The sequence below is a fragment of the Kitasatospora sp. NPDC101176 genome, assembly GCF_044768035.1.
Lineage (GTDB): Bacteria > Actinomycetota > Actinomycetes > Streptomycetales > Streptomycetaceae > Kitasatospora.
The window spans coordinates 61661-79385 of the sequence record NZ_JBIWPA010000035.1 but is presented as its reverse complement, the minus strand read 5'-3'; the positions used below and the strand labels follow the sequence as shown (position 1 = coordinate 79385).

Genomic DNA, 17725 nt, shown 5'->3' with positions numbered 1-17725 from the left:
CGCACGGCCGCGGACGGCCCCGGACGGCGCGAGGGGCCCCTCCGGCACACCGGAGGGGCCCCTCGTCGTTCCGGCCGGGATCAGCCCGCCGTGAAGCCCTCGTAGGCGTTGTAGAGGGCCGCGCCGCCCTCGTGACCGTCGCCGCGCTCGACGATGTCGCCGAGCAGCCAGGCCTCGACGCCGCGGTCCTCCAGGATCGACAGCACGACGTCCACCGAGTGCGGCGGGACGACCGCGACCATGCCGACGCCCATGTTGAGCGTCTTCTCGATCTCCAGGGTGGCCACCTTGCCGACCTCGGCGACGGTCTGGAAGACCGGCAGCGGGGTCCAGGTGCCGCGGTCCAGGCGGGCGTGCAGGCCGTCCGGCACGACGCGGGCCAGGTTGGCCGCCAGGCCGCCACCGGTGACGTGCGAGAAGGCGTGCACCTCGGTCGCGCGGGTGAGCGCCAGGCAGTCCAGCGAGTAGATCCGGGTCGGCTCCAGCAGCTCCTCGCCGAGGGTGCGGCCGAACTCCTCGACCTTGCGGTCCAGCTTCCAGCCGGCCTCGTTCAGCAGCACGTGGCGGACCAGCGAGTAGCCGTTGGAGTGCAGGCCGGAGGCGGCCATCGCGATCACCACGTCGCCGGCCCGGACGCGGTCCGCGCCGAGCAGGGCGTCGGCCTCGACGACGCCGGTGCCGGCGCCCGCCACGTCGTACTCGTCCGGGCCGAGCAGGCCCGGGTGCTCGGCGGTCTCGCCGCCGACCAGGGCGCAGCCGGCCAGCGCGCAGCCCTCGGCGATGCCCTTGACGATCGCGGCGACCCGCTCCGGCACGACCTTGCCGACGCAGATGTAGTCGGTCATGAACAGCGGCTCGGCGCCGCAGACCACCAGGTCGTCGACGACCATGCCGACCAGGTCGTGGCCGATGGTGTCGTGCTTGTCCATGGCGGCCGCGATGGCCACCTTGGTCCCCACGCCGTCGGTGGCCGAGGCCAGCAGCGGCCGCTCGTAGCTCTTGAACGCGGACGCGTCGAAGAGGCCGGCGAAGCCGCCGAGACCGCCGACCACCTCGGGGCGGTTGGCCTTCTTCACCCACTGCTTCATGAGCTCGACGGCGCGGTCGCCCGCCTCGATGTCGACGCCGGCGGCGGCGTAGGTGGCGCCGTTCTGGTTGCTGGTCACTGCGGTGCGGCCCTCTCGGGTCTGGGGGGTTGTTCGGGAACAGCCGGGGGGCTGAACAGCGGTGGGGCCCCGGTTCGCGGGACCCCACCGTGGTGACGCTACGGGCGGCGCAGCGCGTCGGCCGCGCCCGCCCCGCCGAGCAGCGACTGGACGCCGTCCAGGTCGCTGCCGCTGGTCGGCTTGCCGCGCACGGCGGGCGGCTGCTGGCCGCCCTTGATCTCGGCCTCCAGCAGGAGCTTGCCGAGCAGCGCCGGGTCCGGCAGCTCCATCGGGTACTCACCGTCGAAGCAGGCCCGGCAGAGCCTGTCCTTGGGCTGCTTGGTGGCCTCGATCATGCCGTCGATCGAGATGTAGGAGAGCGAGTCCGCGCCGAGCGTGCGGCCGATCTCCTCGATGGTCATGCCGTTGGCGATCAGCTCCGCGCGGGTGGCGAAGTCGATGCCGAAGAAGCAGGGCCACTTCACCGGCGGCGAGGAGATCCGGATGTGGACCTCGGCCGCGCCAGCCTCGCGGAGCATCTTCACCAGCGCGCGCTGGGTGTTGCCGCGGACGATCGAGTCGTCGACGACCACCAGGCGCTTGCCCTGGATGACCTCGCGCAGCGGGTTCAGCTTGAGCCGGATGCCGAGCTGGCGGATGGTCTGGCTCGGCTGGATGAAGGTGCGGCCCACGTAGGCGTTCTTCACCAGGCCGGAGCCGTACGGGATGCCGCTGGCCTCGGCGTAGCCGATCGCGGCGGGGGTGCCGGACTCGGGCGTCGCTATCACCAGGTCGGCCTCGACGGGGGCCTCCTTCGCCAGGCGGCGGCCCATCTCCACGCGGGAGAGGTGGACGTTGCGGCCGGCGATGGAGGTGTCGGGGCGGGCCAGGTAGACGTACTCGAACACGCAGCCCTTGGGCTTCGCCTCGGCGAAGCGGGAGGTGCGCATGCCGTTCTCGTCGATGGCGATGAGCTCGCCGGGCTCGACCTCGCGGATGAAGGAGGCGCCGCAGATGTCGAGCGCCGCCGTCTCGGAGGCGACCACCCAGCCGCGCTCCAGCCGGCCGAGCACCAGCGGGCGGATGCCCTGCGGGTCACGGGCGGCGTAGAGGGTGTGCTCGTCCATGAAGACGAGCGAGAACGCGCCCTTGACCTTGGGCAGCACGACCTTGGCCGTCTCCTCGATGGAGAGGTCCGGGTGGCCGGCGAGCAGCGCGGTCACCAGGTCGGTGTCGTTGGTCGCGGCGGTCCGCCCGGAGCGGGAGACGTGCTCCTCGCCGGGCAGTTCGGCGACCATGGCCGCCAGTTCGGCGGTGTTCACCAGGTTTCCGTTGTGCCCGAGGGCCAGCGAACCGTGCACGGTCGCCCGGAAGGTCGGCTGGGCGTTCTCCCAGACCGAGGAACCGGTGGTCGAGTAGCGGGCGTGTCCGACGGCGATATGCCCGTGCAACGACCCCAGCGAGGCCTCGTCGAAGACCTGGGAGACGAGTCCCATGTCCTTGAAGACGAGAATCTGGGAGCCGTTGCTCACTGCGATGCCCGCGGATTCCTGACCGCGGTGCTGCAGGGCGTAAAGGCCGAAGAACGTGAGCTTGGCGACCTCCTCGCCGGGAGCCCAGACACCGAAGACGCCGCAAGCGTCCTGGGGGCCTTTCTCACCGGGAAGAAGATCGTGGTTGAGTCTTCCGTCACCACGTGGCACGCCTTCGAGTCTAGGGCAGTTGGCACAGGCTTCCGGAACGCGGGATGCCGCGTTTGTCGGGCGATCGGCCAGTAACGCGCGTAGACAAAACCCCTTACGGGGTGGGGATTTCGGGTGGGGGGAATTCCGGCGGGTGGCGGTTGGCCTTGCGGTTCGCGCCTGTTGGGGCGTTCCGTGTGCGGAGCGGTCGGGATCGCGGCGGCGGCGAACGTGAGCCTGCTCACCCGGCGTTCACTCCCGCTTCACCGACCCCCGCGAGCCGCCCCGGCGGCCACCGGGGGCCGGCGCGCGCCGTCAGGCGGCCGGCAGCAGCAGCCCCCAGGCGCCCGGGTGGACCGTCCAGGTGCGGGCGCGGACCGGGCCGACCGCGCGGCCGTCCGCCTCGTAGCCGAAGCCGCGGCCGATCACCGAGACGCTCGCCGCCCTCGCCCGCACGAGCGCGCCGGGCGCGCGGACCACCACCTCCATGACGCCGGCGCCGTCCGACTCGCCGCCCGGCAGCGTCACCTGGACCAGCCGGACCGGACGGTGCACGTCGGCCAGCAGCCGCCCGTCGGCCTCGACCCGGACCCGGGGGCTGAGCTCGGCGGCGGGCCGCCCCTCGGCCGTGAGGGCGTTCGCCTGCTCGGCCGCAGCCAGTTTCGCCCATAGCGAACGCCAGCCGCCCGAACGGCCGCCCGGCCGGCGCGCCCCGGCACCGGTGATCCGCACCCCGCCCAGGGCCACCCCGCCACCGTCGTCCACCAGCAGGTCGAGCTTGCGCGACGCCCCCGACAGCACCGCCCGCGCCGCCCGCACCGGCTCGCCCGGCACGCCGAGCGCGCGGGCCGCCGCCAGCTCCTCCGCCCGGCCGACCGGAACCATGCCCACCGGATCCGCGCCCAGCTCACGGTGCCGGTGCAGCGCCTGCAGGACCCGCTGCAGCGCGAGGTCGGAACCGATCACCACCGGTCGCCTGCGACCCCGGTGCGAAAGCACCCGGTCGAGCTCGGACGTGCTCTCCGGGTAGACCACCTTGACGTCCGCACCACCGCAGAGCACGTCCTTCGCGATCCGCACCGACTCGCCGTCGGTCTGCCGGGCCGCCGGGTCGAGGAGCAGCAGAAGCGGCTCGGGGCCGCCGTTCGCAGGCGTGGACAGGGACGACACGACCGGTCCTTCCTCAGGTAATCTCTCGGTGCAAGAGCCCCTTGCGCTACTGCGCCAGGGGCTTCGTCTATCTCGGGGCAGACTGCGGCCTACGCAGGATGCCCCAACCGGAAGGGGTGTACGCCTGTGCCGGCACTCGTGCTCGTTGGCGCTCAGTGGGGGGACGAGGGCAAGGGGAAGGCCACCGACCTCCTCGGCGGCTCCGTCGACTACGTCGTCCGCTACCAGGGCGGCAACAACGCCGGTCACACGGTGGTCATCGGCGACCAGAAGTACGCCCTGCACCTGCTCCCTTCCGGCATCCTCAGCCCGAACGTGACGCCGGTGATCGGCAACGGCGTCGTGATCGACCCGGGTGTGCTGCTCTCCGAGCTCAACGGGCTCAACGAGCGCGGCATCGACACCTCCAAGCTGCTGGTCTCGGGCAACGCCCACCTGATCACGCCGTACCACCGCACCCTGGACAAGGTCACCGAGCGCTTCCTCGGCAAGCGCCGGATCGGCACCACCGGCCGCGGCATCGGCCCGACCTACGCGGACAAGATCAACCGCGTCGGCATCCGGGTCCAGGACCTGTTCGACGAGTCGATCCTGCGCCAGAAGATCGAGGCGGCGCTGCACGACAAGAACCAGCTCCTGGTCAAGCTGTACAACCGCCGCGCCATCCCGGCCGACCTGGTCCTCGAGGAGTACCTCGGCTACGCGGACAAGATCAAGCCCTTCCTCGCCGACACCACCCTCGTCCTGGACGAGGCGCTCAAGGCGAACAAGGTCGTCCTGCTGGAGGGCGGCCAGGGCACCCTGCTCGACGTCGACCACGGCACGTACCCCTTCGTGACCTCGTCGAACCCGACCGCGGGCGGCGCCTGCACCGGCGCCGGCATCGGCCCGACCAAGATCGACCGGGTCATCGGCATCCTGAAGGCGTACACCACCCGGGTGGGCTCCGGCCCGTTCCCGACCGAGCTGCTCGACGAGGACGGCGAGGCGCTGCGCCGCATCGGCGGCGAGCGCGGCGTCACCACCGGCCGTGACCGCCGCTGCGGCTGGTTCGACGCGGTGATCGCGCGCTACGCCACCCGCGTCAACGGCCTGACCGACTTCTTCCTCACCAAGCTGGACGTGCTCACCGGCTGGGAGCAGATCCCGGTCTGCGTCGCGTACGAGATCGACGGCCGGCGGGTCGAGGAGCTCCCCTACAACCAGTCGGACTTCCACCACGCCAAGCCGATCTACGAGACGCTGCCGGGCTGGACCGAGGACATCAGCAAGGCCAAGTCCTTCGCCGAGCTGCCGAAGAACGCGCAGGCCTACGTGAAGGCACTGGAGGAGATGTCCGGCGCGCCGATCTCGGCCATCGGCGTCGGCCCGGGCCGCGACGAGACGATCCAGATCAACTCGTTCATCTGATCCCCGGCTCCGGGAGCGGAGCGGGCAGGGTCGCAGTGGAGGGCCCCGCGGGACGCGTCCCGCGGGGCCCTCGCCGCGTCCGCGCCAGGAATTTTGCACTAGTGCAGAAATGCATTGCCTCTAGTGCAGACTCGCGCTAGTTTCGGATCATGACCGCACAGCTGCCCGCCCCCGTCACCCTCACCGGCCGCCACGTTCGCCTGGAGCCCCTCGGCCGCCACCACCTGTCCGAGCTCTGGGCCGCCGTCGGCCCCGACCCGGAGGTGTGGCGCTGGATCCCCTCCCTCCCGCCCACCACCGAGCAGGAGCTGGGCGAGGCCCTCGACGTCCGGCTCGCCGAGGTCGCCGCCGGGACGGCCGTGAAGTTCGCCGTCGTCGACCTCGCCTCCGGGCGGGCCGTCGGCATCACCGGCTACTACGACTTCTCCGCCACCGACGAGCTCGTCGAGATCGGCGGCACCTGGTACGCCCGGTCCGTGTGGCGCACGGCGGTGAACACCGAGTCCAAGCTGCTGCTGCTCACCCACGCCTACGAGGACCTCGGCATGGGCCGGGTCTACTGGAAGACCGACGCGCTCAACGAGCGCTCCCGCAACGCCATCCAGCGCCTCGGCGCCCGGTTCGAGGGCGTCCACCGCCGGGAGCGGCTGCGCGCCAACGGCGTCTGGCGCGACACCGCCTACTTCTCGATGCTCGCCGACGAGTGGCCGGCCGCGAAGTCGCGACTGCAGGAACGCCTCGCCCGCGGCTGATCGTTGACCGGGCAGGGGCCCAGCGCCCGCCACCTCCACCACGGGAGCCACCCATGACCGACTGGCAGCGGCCGTCCCTGAGCGGCGACTCCGACGACTGCCTGGAGATCCGGACCGTCGACGGCATGGTCGAGATCCGCGAGTCCGGCGGGGCCGGGGTCGTCGTCCGCACCACCCCGCAGAAGTGGGAGGCCTTCCTCCTCGGCGTGCAGGCCGGCGAGTTCGACCACTTCGTCGCCGACGCGTAGCGGCCGGCTCCGCGCCCCTCGCCGGTCGGGGGGGGCGCGGGGCCCGGAGCCGCGGGTCGGCGGGCCCGGAGGCCGGCGGGGCCCGGAAGCCGGCGAGGTCGGCGAGGTCGGCGGGAAAGGCCACCGGACGGCCGGGGCCTAGTTCTTGTCGGCCGGCGCGGAATGGGGCGCGACGAACTCCGCCTTTGCTCGACGCGGTTCGCGGGGCTGGGCGTTGACCAGCCACACCAGCCAGCCGACGAATAGGACGGCGAGCAGCAGGGCCGACAATCCGGCGACGAGGAGAGCGTTCACGGGCGGTCTCCGGTCGGTGATGTCGGGGCGTCCCGACCGTGCATCTGGTGTGTATTTACTGCTGATTGGCAGCTGTTTAGGCGACAACAAGTCAGCGAGTGACACGCCACGACCATAGGGTCAGGGTGCAAGACTTGCTACCGAGCGAGTGGACGTTCACTCCATCGTGGGGTATCCCCCATTTCAGTAGCTAGGGCCGGGTGTGCGCGGCACACTTCACCGGAAGCATCGACCGAACCCGCGATCCGGAGAAGAGAGTCATGCCACCCCGCCTGTCTCCGACCGTGCGCCAACAGCGCCTTGGCATCGAGCTGCGCAAGATGCGCGAACGCGTGGGCGTGACGCCGAAAACCCTCGCGGCCAGGCTGGGCACCGACCTGCCCAAGATCTCCCAGATGGAGAACGGCAAGGCCGGCATCAGTGCCGAACGGCTGCGGATCTGGGCGCGCACCTGCGACCGCACCCATGACGACGGCTACCTCGACGCCCTGCTCGCGATGACCCAGGACCGGCGCAAGTACTGGTGGGACAGCTACCGCGGACGGCTGCCCGGCGGGATCATCGACATCGCCGAGATGGAGCACCACGCCGAGTCGCTGGCCATCCTGCACACCACCTTCGTCCCCGGACTGCTGCAGACCGAGGCCTACGCCTCCGCGGTGTTCGCCCGGCTGCGCCCCCCGCTGTCCCCGCACGACGCGGACACCCGGACGGGATTCCGGATTCGGCGCCAGCACCTCTTCACCGAGCGCCCCAAGCCGTACAGCGCTTTCATCCACGAATCCGCGCTGCGGATGCAGTTCGGCGGGCCGGAAGTGCTGCGCGGGCAGTTGCGGAGCGTGCTGGAGAATTCCGAGCGGCCCGGGCTGGAGATCCGGGTGATCCCGTTCAGCGTGCACACCTTTCCCGGTTCCGGGGAGAGCCTGTATCTCGCGCGCGGGCCGGTGCCCGAGCTCGACACCGTCCAGATCGACCTTTCGAACGGCCCGAAGTTCGTGCACGCCGACGCCGAATTGCGGACCTACCGCCGGATCAAGGAGGAGACCGCGGGGGTCGCGCTCGGGCCGGTCGAGTCCCGGGACTTCATCCGGGCCTTACTGAAAGACTTCACATGAACACGTGGCGCAAGTCGTCGTCCAGCGGCGAGAGCAACGAATGCGTCGAGGTCCGGGCCGCGGGCGGGCTGGTGGAGATCCGCGAGTCCGACCGGCCCGAGACGGTCGTGCGGACGACACCGCGCAAGTGGGCCGCCTTCGTCCGTGGGGTCAAGGCCGGGGAGTTCGACCCGTACGCCGACTTCACCCCGCTCTGAAACCGGGCTGCGCCCCGGCCCCGCGGCGGTAGGCTGGGCAGCCCACAGTGGACCCCTGCGCCTGGCACAGCACCCCGGGTGGGGTGCGCGTGCGGGAGAAATCGGAGCATCCGAGGATGGCTCGCCACCTGATCACCAGCGCCCTTCCGTACATCAACGGGATCAAGCACCTGGGCAACATGGTCGGGTCGATGCTCCCGGCGGACGTCTACTCCCGCTACCTGCGCCAACGCGGCCACGAGGTGCTGTACATCTGCGCCACCGACGAGCACGGCACGCCCGCCGAACTGGCCGCCCAGGAGGCCGGACTGCCGGTCGCCGAGTTCTGCGCGCAGGCGCACGGGGCCCAGAGGGCGGTGTACGACGGCTTCGGGCTCTCCTTCGACCACTTCGGCCGCAGCTCCTCGCCGCAGAACCGGGAGATCACCCAGGAGATCGCCCGCGAGCTGCAGCGCAACGGCTTCATCGAGGAGCGCGCGATCCGCCAGGTGTACTCCAACACCGACGGCCGATTCCTGCCGGACCGCTACATCGTCGGCACCTGCCCGCACTGCGGCTACGACAAGGCGCGCGGCGACCAGTGCGAGAACTGCACCCGGGTGCTGGACCCGACCGACCTGGTGGACCCGCGCTCGGCGATCAGCGGCAGCTCCGACCTGGAGGTCCGGGAGACCAGGCACCTGTTCCTGCTCCAGTCGAAGCTGACCGAGGAGGTCGAGCAGTGGATCGCCGCCAACGGCGACCACTGGCCGGTGCTGGCCTCCTCGATCGCCCGCAAGTGGCTCACCGAGGGCCTGCAGGACCGCTCGATCACCCGCGACCTGGAGTGGGGCGTCCCGGTGCCCGCCGACGTGTGGCCGGAACTGGCCGCCGAGGGCAAGGTGTTCTACGTCTGGTTCGACGCCCCGATCGAGTACATCGGCGCCACCAAGGAGTGGTCCGACGCGGCGCCGGCCGGGGTGACCAGGGACTGGCGGTCCTGGTGGTACGAGGCCGACGAGAGCGTCCGGTACACCGAGTTCATGGCCAAGGACAACGTCCCGTTCCACACCGTGATGTTCCCGGCGACGATCCTCGGCTCGCGCCGCCCCTGGAAGAAGGTCGACTACGTCAAGGCCTTCAACTGGCTGACGTACTACGGCGGTAAGTTCTCCACCAGCCAGAAGCGCGGCATCTTCACCGACGTCGCCCTGGAGCTGCTGCCGGCCGACTACTGGCGCTACTTCCTGATGGCGCACGCCCCCGAGTCCGACGACTCCAGCTTCACCTGGGACCTCTTCGCCTCGGTCGTCAACAAGGACCTCGCCGACACCCTCGGCAACTTCGTCAACCGGGTGCTCTCCTTCAGCCGCAAGCGCTTCGGCGACGACGTGCCCGCCGGCCACCTGCCCGGCGAGGCCGAGGAACGACTCGGCGAGCAGATCGCCGCGCTGCTGGCGGAGTACGAGGCCCAGCTGGACGCGCTCAACTTCCGCAAGGCGGCGCAGGGGCTGCGCGCGCTGTGGAGCGCGGGCAACGCCTACCTGGACGAGAAGGCGCCCTGGCTCCAGGTGAAGACCGACCCGGACGCGGCCGCGCTCACCCTGCGCACCGCGATGAACCTGATCCACCTGTACGCGGTGGTGTCCGAGCCGTTCATCCCGACCGCCGCCGCGGCGATGCGCGGCGCGTTCGGACTCCCCGAGGACTCCCCGGCGGCCACGCTCACCTGGGTGTCCGCGGACCACGCCCGGGCGCTGGACCTGGTGCCGGCCGGGACGGCGTTCACCGTGCCGCCGGTGCTGTTCGCCAAGATCACCGACGAGGACCTGGCCGGCTGGACGGCCCGCTTCGGCGGCCAGGAGGGCTGAGCCCGTACCCCGCGCGGGCCCGTCCGGTCCTCCGGCCGGGCCCGCGCGTCCGTCCGCTCCGGCCGGGGCTCCGCCCGGTCAGCCCCCCGGGCCCGGCCCGGCCGTCTCCGTGACGACCCAGTCCAGGTAGCCGGGGTGGCCCGCGACCACCGGGACGGCGATCACCTCCGGCGTCTCGTAGTCGTGCCGGTCGGCGAGGAACGCGCCCAGCCGGTCGGCGAGATCGGCCCTGGTCTTGAAGTCGGTCCGCCACTCGGCGGCGTCCTGCACCTCGCCGTCCCACCAGTAGACGGACCGGACGGGGTACACCTGGGCGCACGCGGCAAGCCGCTCCCGGACGGCGGCGGACGCCAGGGCGCGGGCCCGCTCCTCGCTCTCGTGGGTGGTGGTGACCACGACCAGGCGGTGCTCGGTTGCTGCCATGCCGCGACGGTACCGCGGCGGCCCGCCGGCCGTGCGGCGCCGCCGCGCGTCCGCCGTCCCGGGCCGCCGTACCGGACCGCCGTGGCGAGCCGTCACCGCGCCGCCGTACGGCGGGTGTCGGCCGGAACCCCGCCGTCGACGGCCGCCGGTACGATCTCCAGCCATGGATCCCGACCTGGTCACCGCCCTGCGGGCGATCGCCAATCCGACGCGCCTGCAACTGCTGGCGTGGCTGCGCGAACCGGAACGCCACTTCCCGGTGGCGGACACCGCCGTCGACCCGCACGAGGTCGGGGTCTGCGTCAGTCTGATCCACGCCAAGGCCGGCCTCGCCCGGTCCACCGTCTCCGCCTACCTGGCCGAACTCCAGCGCGCCGGTCTCCTGCGGGCCACCCGCCTCGGCAAGTGGACCCACTACCGCCGCGACGAGGACCGCATCGCCCGGCTCATCACCACCCTCGGCCAGACCCTCTGACCTGGTCGCCGGCGGGCGGGGTCGGCGGTCGGCCGGGGCGGGCGGCCGGGGCGGGCGGCCGGGGCGGGCGGTCAGGGCCGGCGCGCCGTGTGCACGGTCGTCGCCGAGAGGTAGAAGGCGTCCGGGCGGTGGAGGATGCCGGTGGGGGCGTCCTCGGCGAGCAGCGCCTCCAGGGTGGCCCGGTCCTCGGGGTCGAGGGTCCCGGCCAGCTGGTCCCGGAGCCGGCTCAGCTGGGCGTGCAGGTGCTCGCGGGCCGGGCGGGCGAGCGGGGCCGGGTGGTCGACCAAGAAGGTGCGGGTGCCGCCGGGGACGAGTCCGGCGCGGCCGAGCATCGCCGGCCAGTCCTCCACCTCCGCGGTGGCGCCCGGCAGTTCGGCGCGCATGGTGCTGAAGCCGTCCTCGTGCGCCGCGTCCAGCCGGGCCTGGAAGCCGGCCCGGCCGAGGCCGAAGTCGCGCGGCAGGTAGCGCAGCGGCAGGCCGCGTTCGGCGACGGCGAGCACGCCACCGGGCCGCAGCAGGCCGGCGAGGGAGGTCAGGGCGGCCTGCTGGTCGCCGAGGTGGTGGATCGCGTTGCCCGACCAGATCAGGTCGGCCTCGCCGAGCTTGTCGAACTCGGCGGGCAGGTCGGCCTGCTGGACGCCGAGGCGGCCGCCCGAGCGGGCCCGGGCGCGCTCCAGCAGGGCGGCCGACTGGTCGACGGCGACCACCTCGGCCTCCGGGAAGGCGTCCGCGAGCTGCCCGGCGACCACTCCGGGGCCGCTGCCGACGTCGAGCACCCGCCGCACGGCGGCCCCGTCGGCGCCGGGCAGCGCGCGCAGCCACTGCGCGGCGGCGGCCACGGCGGGGGCGCGCAGCTCGGCCTCGCGCTCCAGGTGGTCCGCGAGCGCGTCCCAGTCGAAGTCCGCGGCGGGGACGTGCCCGTGGTGGTGGCCGTGGCCGTGCTGGTGCTGGTGTCCGGACATCGTGGTCACTCCGATCGTGGCTGGGCTGACGGTGGTGCGGGAGGAGCCTCCCCGCCGGGGCGGGTGCGGCGGGGCCGGGCGCTCGGTAGCGGGCGGTGGCCGGCCCGCATCGGGCCCCGCCGCCATCGGCGCCATCGGCGCCATCGGGCCCGTCGGACCTGCCCGGACCACCGGGTGCACGGCGCCGACGGCCACCGCCAGGCTGCGACGCCTCCCGGCGATTCGGCAAGCTTTGTTGCCGTTTCCGCAAATCCGCCTCAGCCGCCGGTCCGCCGCCAGTACGACCGGGTCGCCACCGCCAGCGCCACCCCGTACCCCGCGAACGCCACCGCCCCGACCCACCCCACCTGCAGGGCCTCCGCCCCGGAGGAGAAACCTCCCCGCCGGACGTCCAGCACTCCCGTTGTGCACAGCGCCAGGTAGCCGATCCCGGCCACCCCGTACGGCGCCAGCGTGGCCGCGCCCACCAGGGCCGGGGCGAGCGGCAACCAGCGCGGCACCCGGCGGCCGCACAGCCCCGGGGCCCAGCGCGGGAACACCTGTCCCCAGGGGCGCACCAGCCCCCAGAGCAGGAACACGCCGAGCGCCGCCAGCAGCACGGTGCCGTCGATCCCCCAGGACTCCAGGGTGCGCCAGAGCCCGGAGGCCCCGTCCCGCGCGTACATCGCGTCCATCTCGTCGCCGTCGATCCCGGCGAAGCTGCCGCCGAACGCCCAGAGCGACTTCATCGCGACGTACGGACCGAAGGCCAGGGTCCCTGCCCAGGCCGCGAGTTGGACGGCCGCCGGGGCCTCGGAGGGGGCGACCGTCCGGGCCGCGGCAGGCCCCCGCCGACGGGCCGCCGACCCCAGCAGCAGCGCCCCGGCCGCCGCCAGGGCGTGCTGCACGGCACCCGCGACGCTGTCCACGGCCTGCCCGAACAGCAGTGCCAGCACGTCCATCAGCAGACCCCAGGCCGCCACCGCGGCCAGCCCGCAGAACGGCCACAGCACCGGCCGCCAGGCCGGCCGCCGCCGCACCGCCACCCCGGCCGCGGCCGCCGCCGCACCCACCCCGGCGACGAGCCACCCCAGCCGCGGTGCACCGAACAGCGCCACCCCGCCCACCGCGCACCCCGCGCCGAACCCGGCGTAGACGACGCCCCAACCGACCACCGGCCATCCGCTGCGCACCATGGCCCCAGCCTCGCCCGCACCCCCGCGCCGCGGCCTCCGCCCCCGCGACGATCCGGCTCCCCCGGCCGGGGGAGCCGCGGGCCCGGGCCTATCCCCTGGGCGCCGCGAAGCAGTGGACGACGACCGTGCGGTCCGCGCCCCACCGCTGCTCGCCGCTGCCGAGCCAGGTCCAGCCGAGCCGGCGGTAGAACGCGGTGGCCGGGGCGTCGGTGGCGAGGACGTCCAGGACGGGGTGCAGGCCCAGCATCCGGGCGTGCACCACGGCCGTCGCCATCAGACGGGCGCCGATCCGGTGGCCGCGCGCCCCGGGGGCGACGAAGAGGCGGCCGATCACGGCGGTGAGCTCCGGCCTGCCGCCGGTGCGGTGGCTCCACAGCGCGGGGGCGACGTCGCCGGGGGCGCTGCGGGAGAGGCCGACGTGGCCGGCCGGGCGGCCGTCCAGGTCGGCGACCCAGGCGGCGAGCAGCCCCTCGGGGGTCAGCCAGGCGGCTGGGCGGTCGGGCCAGTCGGCGGGGTAGCCGTCGGTGGTGTGGACGTCGCCGAGCAGCCGGACGCACTCCGCGAGATCGGTGACGCGGCGCCGTCTGACGGCCACCGCGGCTCCGGCCCGCCGTGAACCGGACGCGACGACGTCGGCGCGTTCTTCAAGGTCAGCCATGCCGGTACGTTACCGGCCGGGCCCCGGCTCCGCAGCAGGTCGGCGGCGCCCGCCGCCCCCTCCTCGCGGCCCGCCGGCGCGGCCCGACGCGGCGTCAGCCACGGCCCCGGTCGGCACGGTTCGACCGGCGCACCCGTCCGTGCCGGCCACCCGGCCGCCGCGGCTCAGGCGATCGCGGCCGACACCACCGCCGCCACCGCGATGTTGCAGCTGGCGGAGACCCAGACCGCGGGGTGCGGCTCGGGCTCGACCAGGATCGCGCCGAGCTTCCCGGGGGTGAGCAGGTCCACCGCCCAGAAGGCGACGGTCATCAGCACCAGCCCGAGCAGGCCGTAGCAGGCGGTGGAGACCAGGCCCTTGGCGAAGTCCTCGTAGGTGTACATGATCGCGGTGAAGACGATGCCGCCGATGCCGAGCAGGGCCGAGCTGAGCAGGACGGCGGCGTTGCGGTTGCGCTCGACCCAGATCTGGTGGCCGAGCCTGCCGGGCGTCAGCAGGTCGACCAGGCCGACGCCGAGGAGCAGCAGCACCACCCCGACGGCTCCGTAGGCGGCCGCCGCGCCGAGCCCGTGCAGGATGTCGTTCATGGTGGTTCCAGCCCCCGGTCCGCTCGCCGTCCCCCGACCGCACCGGTCAAGGGTTGGCAAAAGATACCCCACGCGGGTGAGGGCGGGCCGGGGATCCGGGAACCCCCGCGGTCAGTCCTCCTCGGCCACCAGGTGGTCGACGCAGGCCGCGACGGCCAGCAGCAGACCGGTGTCGGCGCCGTCGGCGATCTCCACGCCGTAGGTGTCCCGGACCCGGAACCACTTGCGGGAGATCCGCGCGAGCTCGTCGCCGTGCTCGTTCTCGACCCGGTAGTCCTTGTCGATCAGGTTCCCGTGGATCTTCAGCTCCCCGCCGGAGGCCAGCTCCACCAGGTACTTGTCGCGGAACGGGGTGAACAGCTTCTCCCGGACGGTCGCGACCACCTCGCCGTCCGCGTCCTCGATCTTCATCGCGTCGCGGACGGTGAAGGCCTTCTCCTTCACCACCGCGACCACCCGGCCGTGCGCGTCCTTCAGCTCGAAGGTGTGCCGCAGCCGCAGCACCTTGCCGTCCACCAGGTACGCCTTGTGGCCCCGGTCGTCCTCGATCCAGTAGTCGTCGCCCACCGCGAACAGCTTCTCCCTGACCAGGTACCGCACAGCAGCCTCCTCCGTGTTGACGTGGCCCCATTCGACCCGATCCCCCCACCCGCCGGGAAGCACCGCCACACGACGGCGTTCAATACCGCCATGACCGCCCCGCGACGACCCGACACCACGGCCCCGCTGCACAGCGGGCGACTCGACCTGCTCCCGATCGGCCCGGAGCACGCCGGGGAGATGGCCGCCGTGCTCGCCGACCCCGCCCTGCACGCCTTCACCGGCGGCGCCCCGGCCACCGCCGAGGAGCTGCGCGCCCGCTACGCCCGGCTCGCCGCGGGCTCCCCCGACCCGGCGGAGGTCTGGGGCAACTGGGTACTGCGGCTGCGGGCCGACGGCCGCCTGACCGGCTACGTGCAGACCACCGTGCGGGCCGGGAACGCCGAACTCGCCTGGGTGGTCGGCACCCCCTGGCAGGGCCGCGGCCTGGCCACCGAGGCTGCCCGCGCGCTGCTCGCCCACCTGACCGCCGCCGGGATCGGCACCGTGACGGCCCACGTCCACCCCGACCACCACGCCTCCGCGGCGGTGGCCCGCGCCCTCGGCCTCGCCCCCACCGGAGAGCGGCAGGACGGGGAGCTGCGCTGGCGGGCGGAGCTCCCCGTCCGGCCGTAGGGCTCGGGCGCCGGGGTGCGCGGTCACTCCTCCCCGGGTGCCGGGTGGGGGTTGATGGCCTGCCCGTCGACGGGCTGCCCCCAGTAGTCGTCCCCGAGGGCACCCACGCAGTAGCCGGAGCCCTCCACCCAGCCGCCGGCGTCCCGGCACTGCTCGGCGGTGACGTCGCGCGGCGCGGCCGCGGCCGGTGCGGGGGCGGCCGCACCGGCGGCCAGCAGGACGGCGGTCGCGGCGGTCAGCCCCGCCCGGATCAGGAGTGAGGTGGTCATACGGCCAACGACAGCACGGAGCCGCCGACCGCCCCCGCCGACACGCCCGCCACCCCAGACCCCCGCCCCGCCGGCGCCCCGGAATGCCGCCCGGGCGCGATGCGGTTGGATACAGGCATGGCATCTCGTGCACGTGTACGCGCCCCCGAGCTGGTCGGGGCAGGCGGTTGGCTGAACACCGGCGGCAAGGAGCTCACGCTCGCCGACTTCCGGGGCAAGATCACGGTCCTGGACTTCTGGACCTTCTGCTGCATCAACTGTCTGCACGTCCTGGACGAGCTGCGGGAGCTGGAGGAGAAGCACCGCGACACCGTGGTGATCGTCGGGGTGCACTCCCCGAAGTTCGTGCACGAGGCGGACCACCGGGCCGTGGTGGACGCCGTCGCCCGGTACGAGGTGCACCACCCGGTACTGGACGACCCGGCGCTGGCGACCTGGAAGCAGTACGCGGTGCGGGCCTGGCCGACGCTGGTGGTGATCGACCCGGAGGGGTACGTGGTCGCCCAGCACGCCGGGGAGGGCCACGCCCACGCGATCGCCCGGCTGGTGGAGGAGCTGGAGGCGGAGCACGCCGCGAAGGGCACGCTGCGCCGCGGCGACGGCCCGTACGTGGCGCCCGAGCCGACCGCCGGGGACCTCAGGTTCCCCGGCAAGGCGGTCCGCCTGGCCGACGGCCACTTCCTGGTCGCCGACTCCGGCCACCACTCGCTGGTGGAGCTGGCCGAGGACGGCGAGACGGTGGTGCGGCGGATCGGCGACGGGCAGCGCGGTCTGGTGGACGGCACCAGCCCCCGGTTCAGCGAGCCGCAGGGCCTGGCGCTGCTGCCGGCGGGCTCGGAGTACGACGTGATCGTGGCCGACACCGTGAACCACGCACTGCGCGGGGTGCGGCTGGCGGACGGCAGCGTGACCACCCTGGCCGGCACCGGTCGCCAGTGGTGGCAGGGTTCGGCGACCACCGGCCCGGCCCTCGAGGTGGACCTCTCCTCGCCCTGGGACGTCGCCTGGTTCGACGGCGCGGTGTGGATCGCGATGGCCGGCGTGCACCAGCTGTGGTCCTACGACCCGGCCGCCGGCACGGTCGGCGTCGCGGCCGGCACCACCAATGAGGGCCTGGTGGACGGTCCGGTCGCCGAGGCCTGGTTCGCCCAGCCGTCCGGTCTGGCGGTCTCCGCGGACGGCGAGCGGCTCTGGGTCGCGGACTCCGAGACCTCCGCGCTGCGCTGGGTTTCACGTGAAACGGGCACCGTGCACACCGCCGTCGGCACCGGGCTGTTCGACTTCGGCCACCGGGACGGCGCGGCCGGGCAGGCGCTGCTGCAGCACCCGCTCGGCGTCACGGTGCTTCCGGACGGCTCGGTGGCGGTCAGCGACACCTACAACCACGCGCTGCGCCGCTTCGAGCCGGTGAGCGGTGAGGTCACCACGCTGGCCACCGACCTGCGCGAGCCCTCCGGGGCGGTGCTGGTGGACGGCGACATCGTGGTGGTCGAGTCGGCCCGGCACCGGCTGACCAGGCTGCGGCTGCCGGAGGAGGCGGTGCGGGTCGAGTCGGTCGCGCACCGCACCCAGCGGGCGGCCACCGAGGTCGCCCCGGGCGCGTTCCGGCTGGACGTGGTGTTCTCGGCGCCGAGCGGCCAGAAGCTGGACGAGCGGTACGGCCCGTCCACCCGTCTGCTGGTCAGTTCGACCCCGCCCGAGCTGCTGGTCTCCGGTGCCGGCGCGGACAGCGGCCTCTCCCGCGAGCTGGTGCTCTCCGACGCGGTCACCGAGGGCGTGCTGCACGTCTCGGCGATGGCGGCGTCCTGCGACGACGACCCGGAGATCGAGTTCCCGGCCTGCCACGTGCACCAGCAGGACTGGGGCGTGCCGGTGAAGCTGACCGCCGACGGCGCGCGCCGGCTGCCGCTGGTGCTCGCCGGCATGGAGTAGGGCCGGCACCGCCCGGCGGGCGGCACCCGGCCGGTACGGGACGGCACACGGCGGAGGGGCCCGGGGGGGGGGGGGCGCCCCCCCCGGGCCCGCCCGGCTGTGCCGGGTGCCCTCCATGGAGGGGCTGGTAGCGCGGGGCCGCCGGGAGGGGGGGGTCCGGCCGCCA

Annotated in this window: 20 protein-coding genes; 9 read left to right on the top strand and 11 right to left on the bottom strand. The window is 73.5% G+C overall.

The window, feature by feature from the left end; translation table 11 throughout:
* Window positions 1–80: 80 nt before the first annotated feature.
* From purM to ACIRS1_RS32905, 3 genes are all read right to left on the bottom strand, one after another.
* Window positions 81–1166, bottom strand: coding sequence for a phosphoribosylformylglycinamidine cyclo-ligase (purM, locus tag ACIRS1_RS32915; protein WP_360213138.1), 1086 nt, complete (start codon window positions 1164–1166; stop codon window positions 81–83).
* A 98-nt stretch (window positions 1167–1264) separates the two neighbouring features.
* A complete protein-coding gene (gene purF, locus ACIRS1_RS32910; protein ID WP_360213140.1) occupies window positions 1265–2848 on the bottom strand; it encodes an amidophosphoribosyltransferase in 1584 nt (527 codons plus the stop codon).
* A 294-nt stretch (window positions 2849–3142) separates the two neighbouring features.
* On the bottom strand, window positions 3143–3997 hold the full coding sequence (locus tag ACIRS1_RS32905) for a diacylglycerol kinase (protein ID WP_360213142.1): 855 nt from the start codon (window positions 3995–3997) through the stop codon (window positions 3143–3145).
* A 126-nt stretch (window positions 3998–4123) separates the two neighbouring features.
* On the opposite strand from ACIRS1_RS32905, the gene ACIRS1_RS32900 reads away from it, so the two are divergent.
* From ACIRS1_RS32900 to ACIRS1_RS32890, 3 genes are all read left to right on the top strand, one after another.
* The gene (locus ACIRS1_RS32900) at window positions 4124–5407 is read left to right on the top strand and encodes an adenylosuccinate synthase (RefSeq protein ID WP_360213144.1); all 1284 of its coding nucleotides are present in this window, start codon (window positions 4124–4126) and stop codon (window positions 5405–5407) included.
* Window positions 5408–5556: 149 nt separating this feature from the next.
* Window positions 5557–6159, top strand: a complete 603-nt coding sequence (locus ACIRS1_RS32895) for a GNAT family protein (RefSeq protein WP_360213146.1) — start codon at window positions 5557–5559, stop codon at window positions 6157–6159.
* A gap of 53 nt (window positions 6160–6212) precedes the next feature.
* On the top strand, window positions 6213–6407 hold the full coding sequence (locus ACIRS1_RS32890; protein WP_360213148.1) for a DUF397 domain-containing protein: 195 nt from the start codon (window positions 6213–6215) through the stop codon (window positions 6405–6407).
* Window positions 6408–6545: 138 nt separating this feature from the next.
* On the opposite strand, the gene ACIRS1_RS32885 is transcribed toward ACIRS1_RS32890, so the two are convergent.
* Window positions 6546–6701: a hypothetical protein gene (locus ACIRS1_RS32885; protein ID WP_360213150.1), complete on the bottom strand. Its 156-nt coding sequence runs from the start codon at window positions 6699–6701 to the stop codon at window positions 6546–6548.
* A 260-nt stretch (window positions 6702–6961) separates the two neighbouring features.
* Between ACIRS1_RS32885 and ACIRS1_RS32880 the strand changes: the two genes are divergently transcribed.
* The 3 genes from ACIRS1_RS32880 (at window position 6962) to metG (ending at window position 9863) form a co-directional block, all read left to right on the top strand.
* A complete protein-coding gene (locus tag ACIRS1_RS32880) occupies window positions 6962–7816 on the top strand; it encodes a helix-turn-helix domain-containing protein (RefSeq protein WP_402845777.1) in 855 nt (284 codons plus the stop codon).
* The gene (locus ACIRS1_RS32875) at window positions 7813–8013 is read left to right on the top strand and encodes a DUF397 domain-containing protein (RefSeq protein ID WP_360213154.1); all 201 of its coding nucleotides are present in this window, start codon (window positions 7813–7815) and stop codon (window positions 8011–8013) included. The genes ACIRS1_RS32880 and ACIRS1_RS32875 overlap by 4 nt, the downstream gene beginning before the upstream one ends.
* A 116-nt stretch (window positions 8014–8129) precedes the next feature.
* Window positions 8130–9863, top strand: coding sequence for a methionine--tRNA ligase (metG, locus tag ACIRS1_RS32870; RefSeq protein WP_360213156.1), 1734 nt, complete (start codon window positions 8130–8132; stop codon window positions 9861–9863).
* A 78-nt stretch (window positions 9864–9941) separates the two neighbouring features.
* Here the strand turns inward: metG and cutA are convergent, their stop codons facing one another.
* Complete coding sequence (gene cutA / locus ACIRS1_RS32865) at window positions 9942–10286, bottom strand: divalent-cation tolerance protein CutA (protein ID WP_402845774.1); 345 nt, start codon at window positions 10284–10286, stop codon at window positions 9942–9944.
* 163 nt (window positions 10287–10449) lie between these two features.
* On the opposite strand from cutA, the gene ACIRS1_RS32860 reads away from it, so the two are divergent.
* The gene (locus ACIRS1_RS32860; RefSeq protein WP_402845773.1) at window positions 10450–10761 is read left to right on the top strand and encodes an ArsR/SmtB family transcription factor; all 312 of its coding nucleotides are present in this window, start codon (window positions 10450–10452) and stop codon (window positions 10759–10761) included.
* A gap of 71 nt (window positions 10762–10832) precedes the next feature.
* On the opposite strand, the gene ACIRS1_RS32855 is transcribed toward ACIRS1_RS32860, so the two are convergent.
* From ACIRS1_RS32855 to ACIRS1_RS32835, 5 genes are all read right to left on the bottom strand, one after another.
* A complete protein-coding gene (locus tag ACIRS1_RS32855; RefSeq protein ID WP_402845771.1) occupies window positions 10833–11723 on the bottom strand; it encodes a class I SAM-dependent methyltransferase in 891 nt (296 codons plus the stop codon).
* Window positions 11724–11980: 257 nt separating this feature from the next.
* The gene (locus ACIRS1_RS32850; protein WP_402845769.1) at window positions 11981–12898 is read right to left on the bottom strand and encodes a hypothetical protein; all 918 of its coding nucleotides are present in this window, start codon (window positions 12896–12898) and stop codon (window positions 11981–11983) included.
* An 88-nt stretch (window positions 12899–12986) separates the two neighbouring features.
* Window positions 12987–13556, bottom strand: a complete 570-nt coding sequence (locus tag ACIRS1_RS32845; protein WP_360213166.1) for a GNAT family N-acetyltransferase — start codon at window positions 13554–13556, stop codon at window positions 12987–12989.
* Between the two features lie 164 nt (window positions 13557–13720).
* Window positions 13721–14143: a DUF350 domain-containing protein gene (locus tag ACIRS1_RS32840; RefSeq protein ID WP_360213168.1), complete on the bottom strand. Its 423-nt coding sequence runs from the start codon at window positions 14141–14143 to the stop codon at window positions 13721–13723.
* A 111-nt stretch (window positions 14144–14254) separates the two neighbouring features.
* Entirely contained in the window at window positions 14255–14743 is a 489-nt protein-coding gene (locus ACIRS1_RS32835) for an LURP-one-related family protein (protein WP_360213170.1), read from the bottom strand.
* A 90-nt stretch (window positions 14744–14833) separates the two neighbouring features.
* On the opposite strand from ACIRS1_RS32835, the gene ACIRS1_RS32830 reads away from it, so the two are divergent.
* Complete coding sequence (locus ACIRS1_RS32830; RefSeq protein ID WP_402845766.1) at window positions 14834–15358, top strand: GNAT family N-acetyltransferase; 525 nt, start codon at window positions 14834–14836, stop codon at window positions 15356–15358.
* 23 nt (window positions 15359–15381) lie between these two features.
* Here the strand turns inward: ACIRS1_RS32830 and ACIRS1_RS32825 are convergent, their stop codons facing one another.
* Complete coding sequence (locus tag ACIRS1_RS32825; RefSeq protein ID WP_360213173.1) at window positions 15382–15627, bottom strand: hypothetical protein; 246 nt, start codon at window positions 15625–15627, stop codon at window positions 15382–15384.
* 117 nt (window positions 15628–15744) lie between these two features.
* On the opposite strand from ACIRS1_RS32825, the gene ACIRS1_RS32820 reads away from it, so the two are divergent.
* Window positions 15745–17559 carry an NHL domain-containing thioredoxin family protein gene (locus ACIRS1_RS32820; protein WP_402845764.1) on the top strand — a complete coding sequence of 605 codons (1815 nt, stop codon included), beginning with the start codon at window positions 15745–15747 and terminating at the stop codon, window positions 17557–17559.
* Window positions 17560–17725 lie beyond the last annotated feature (166 nt).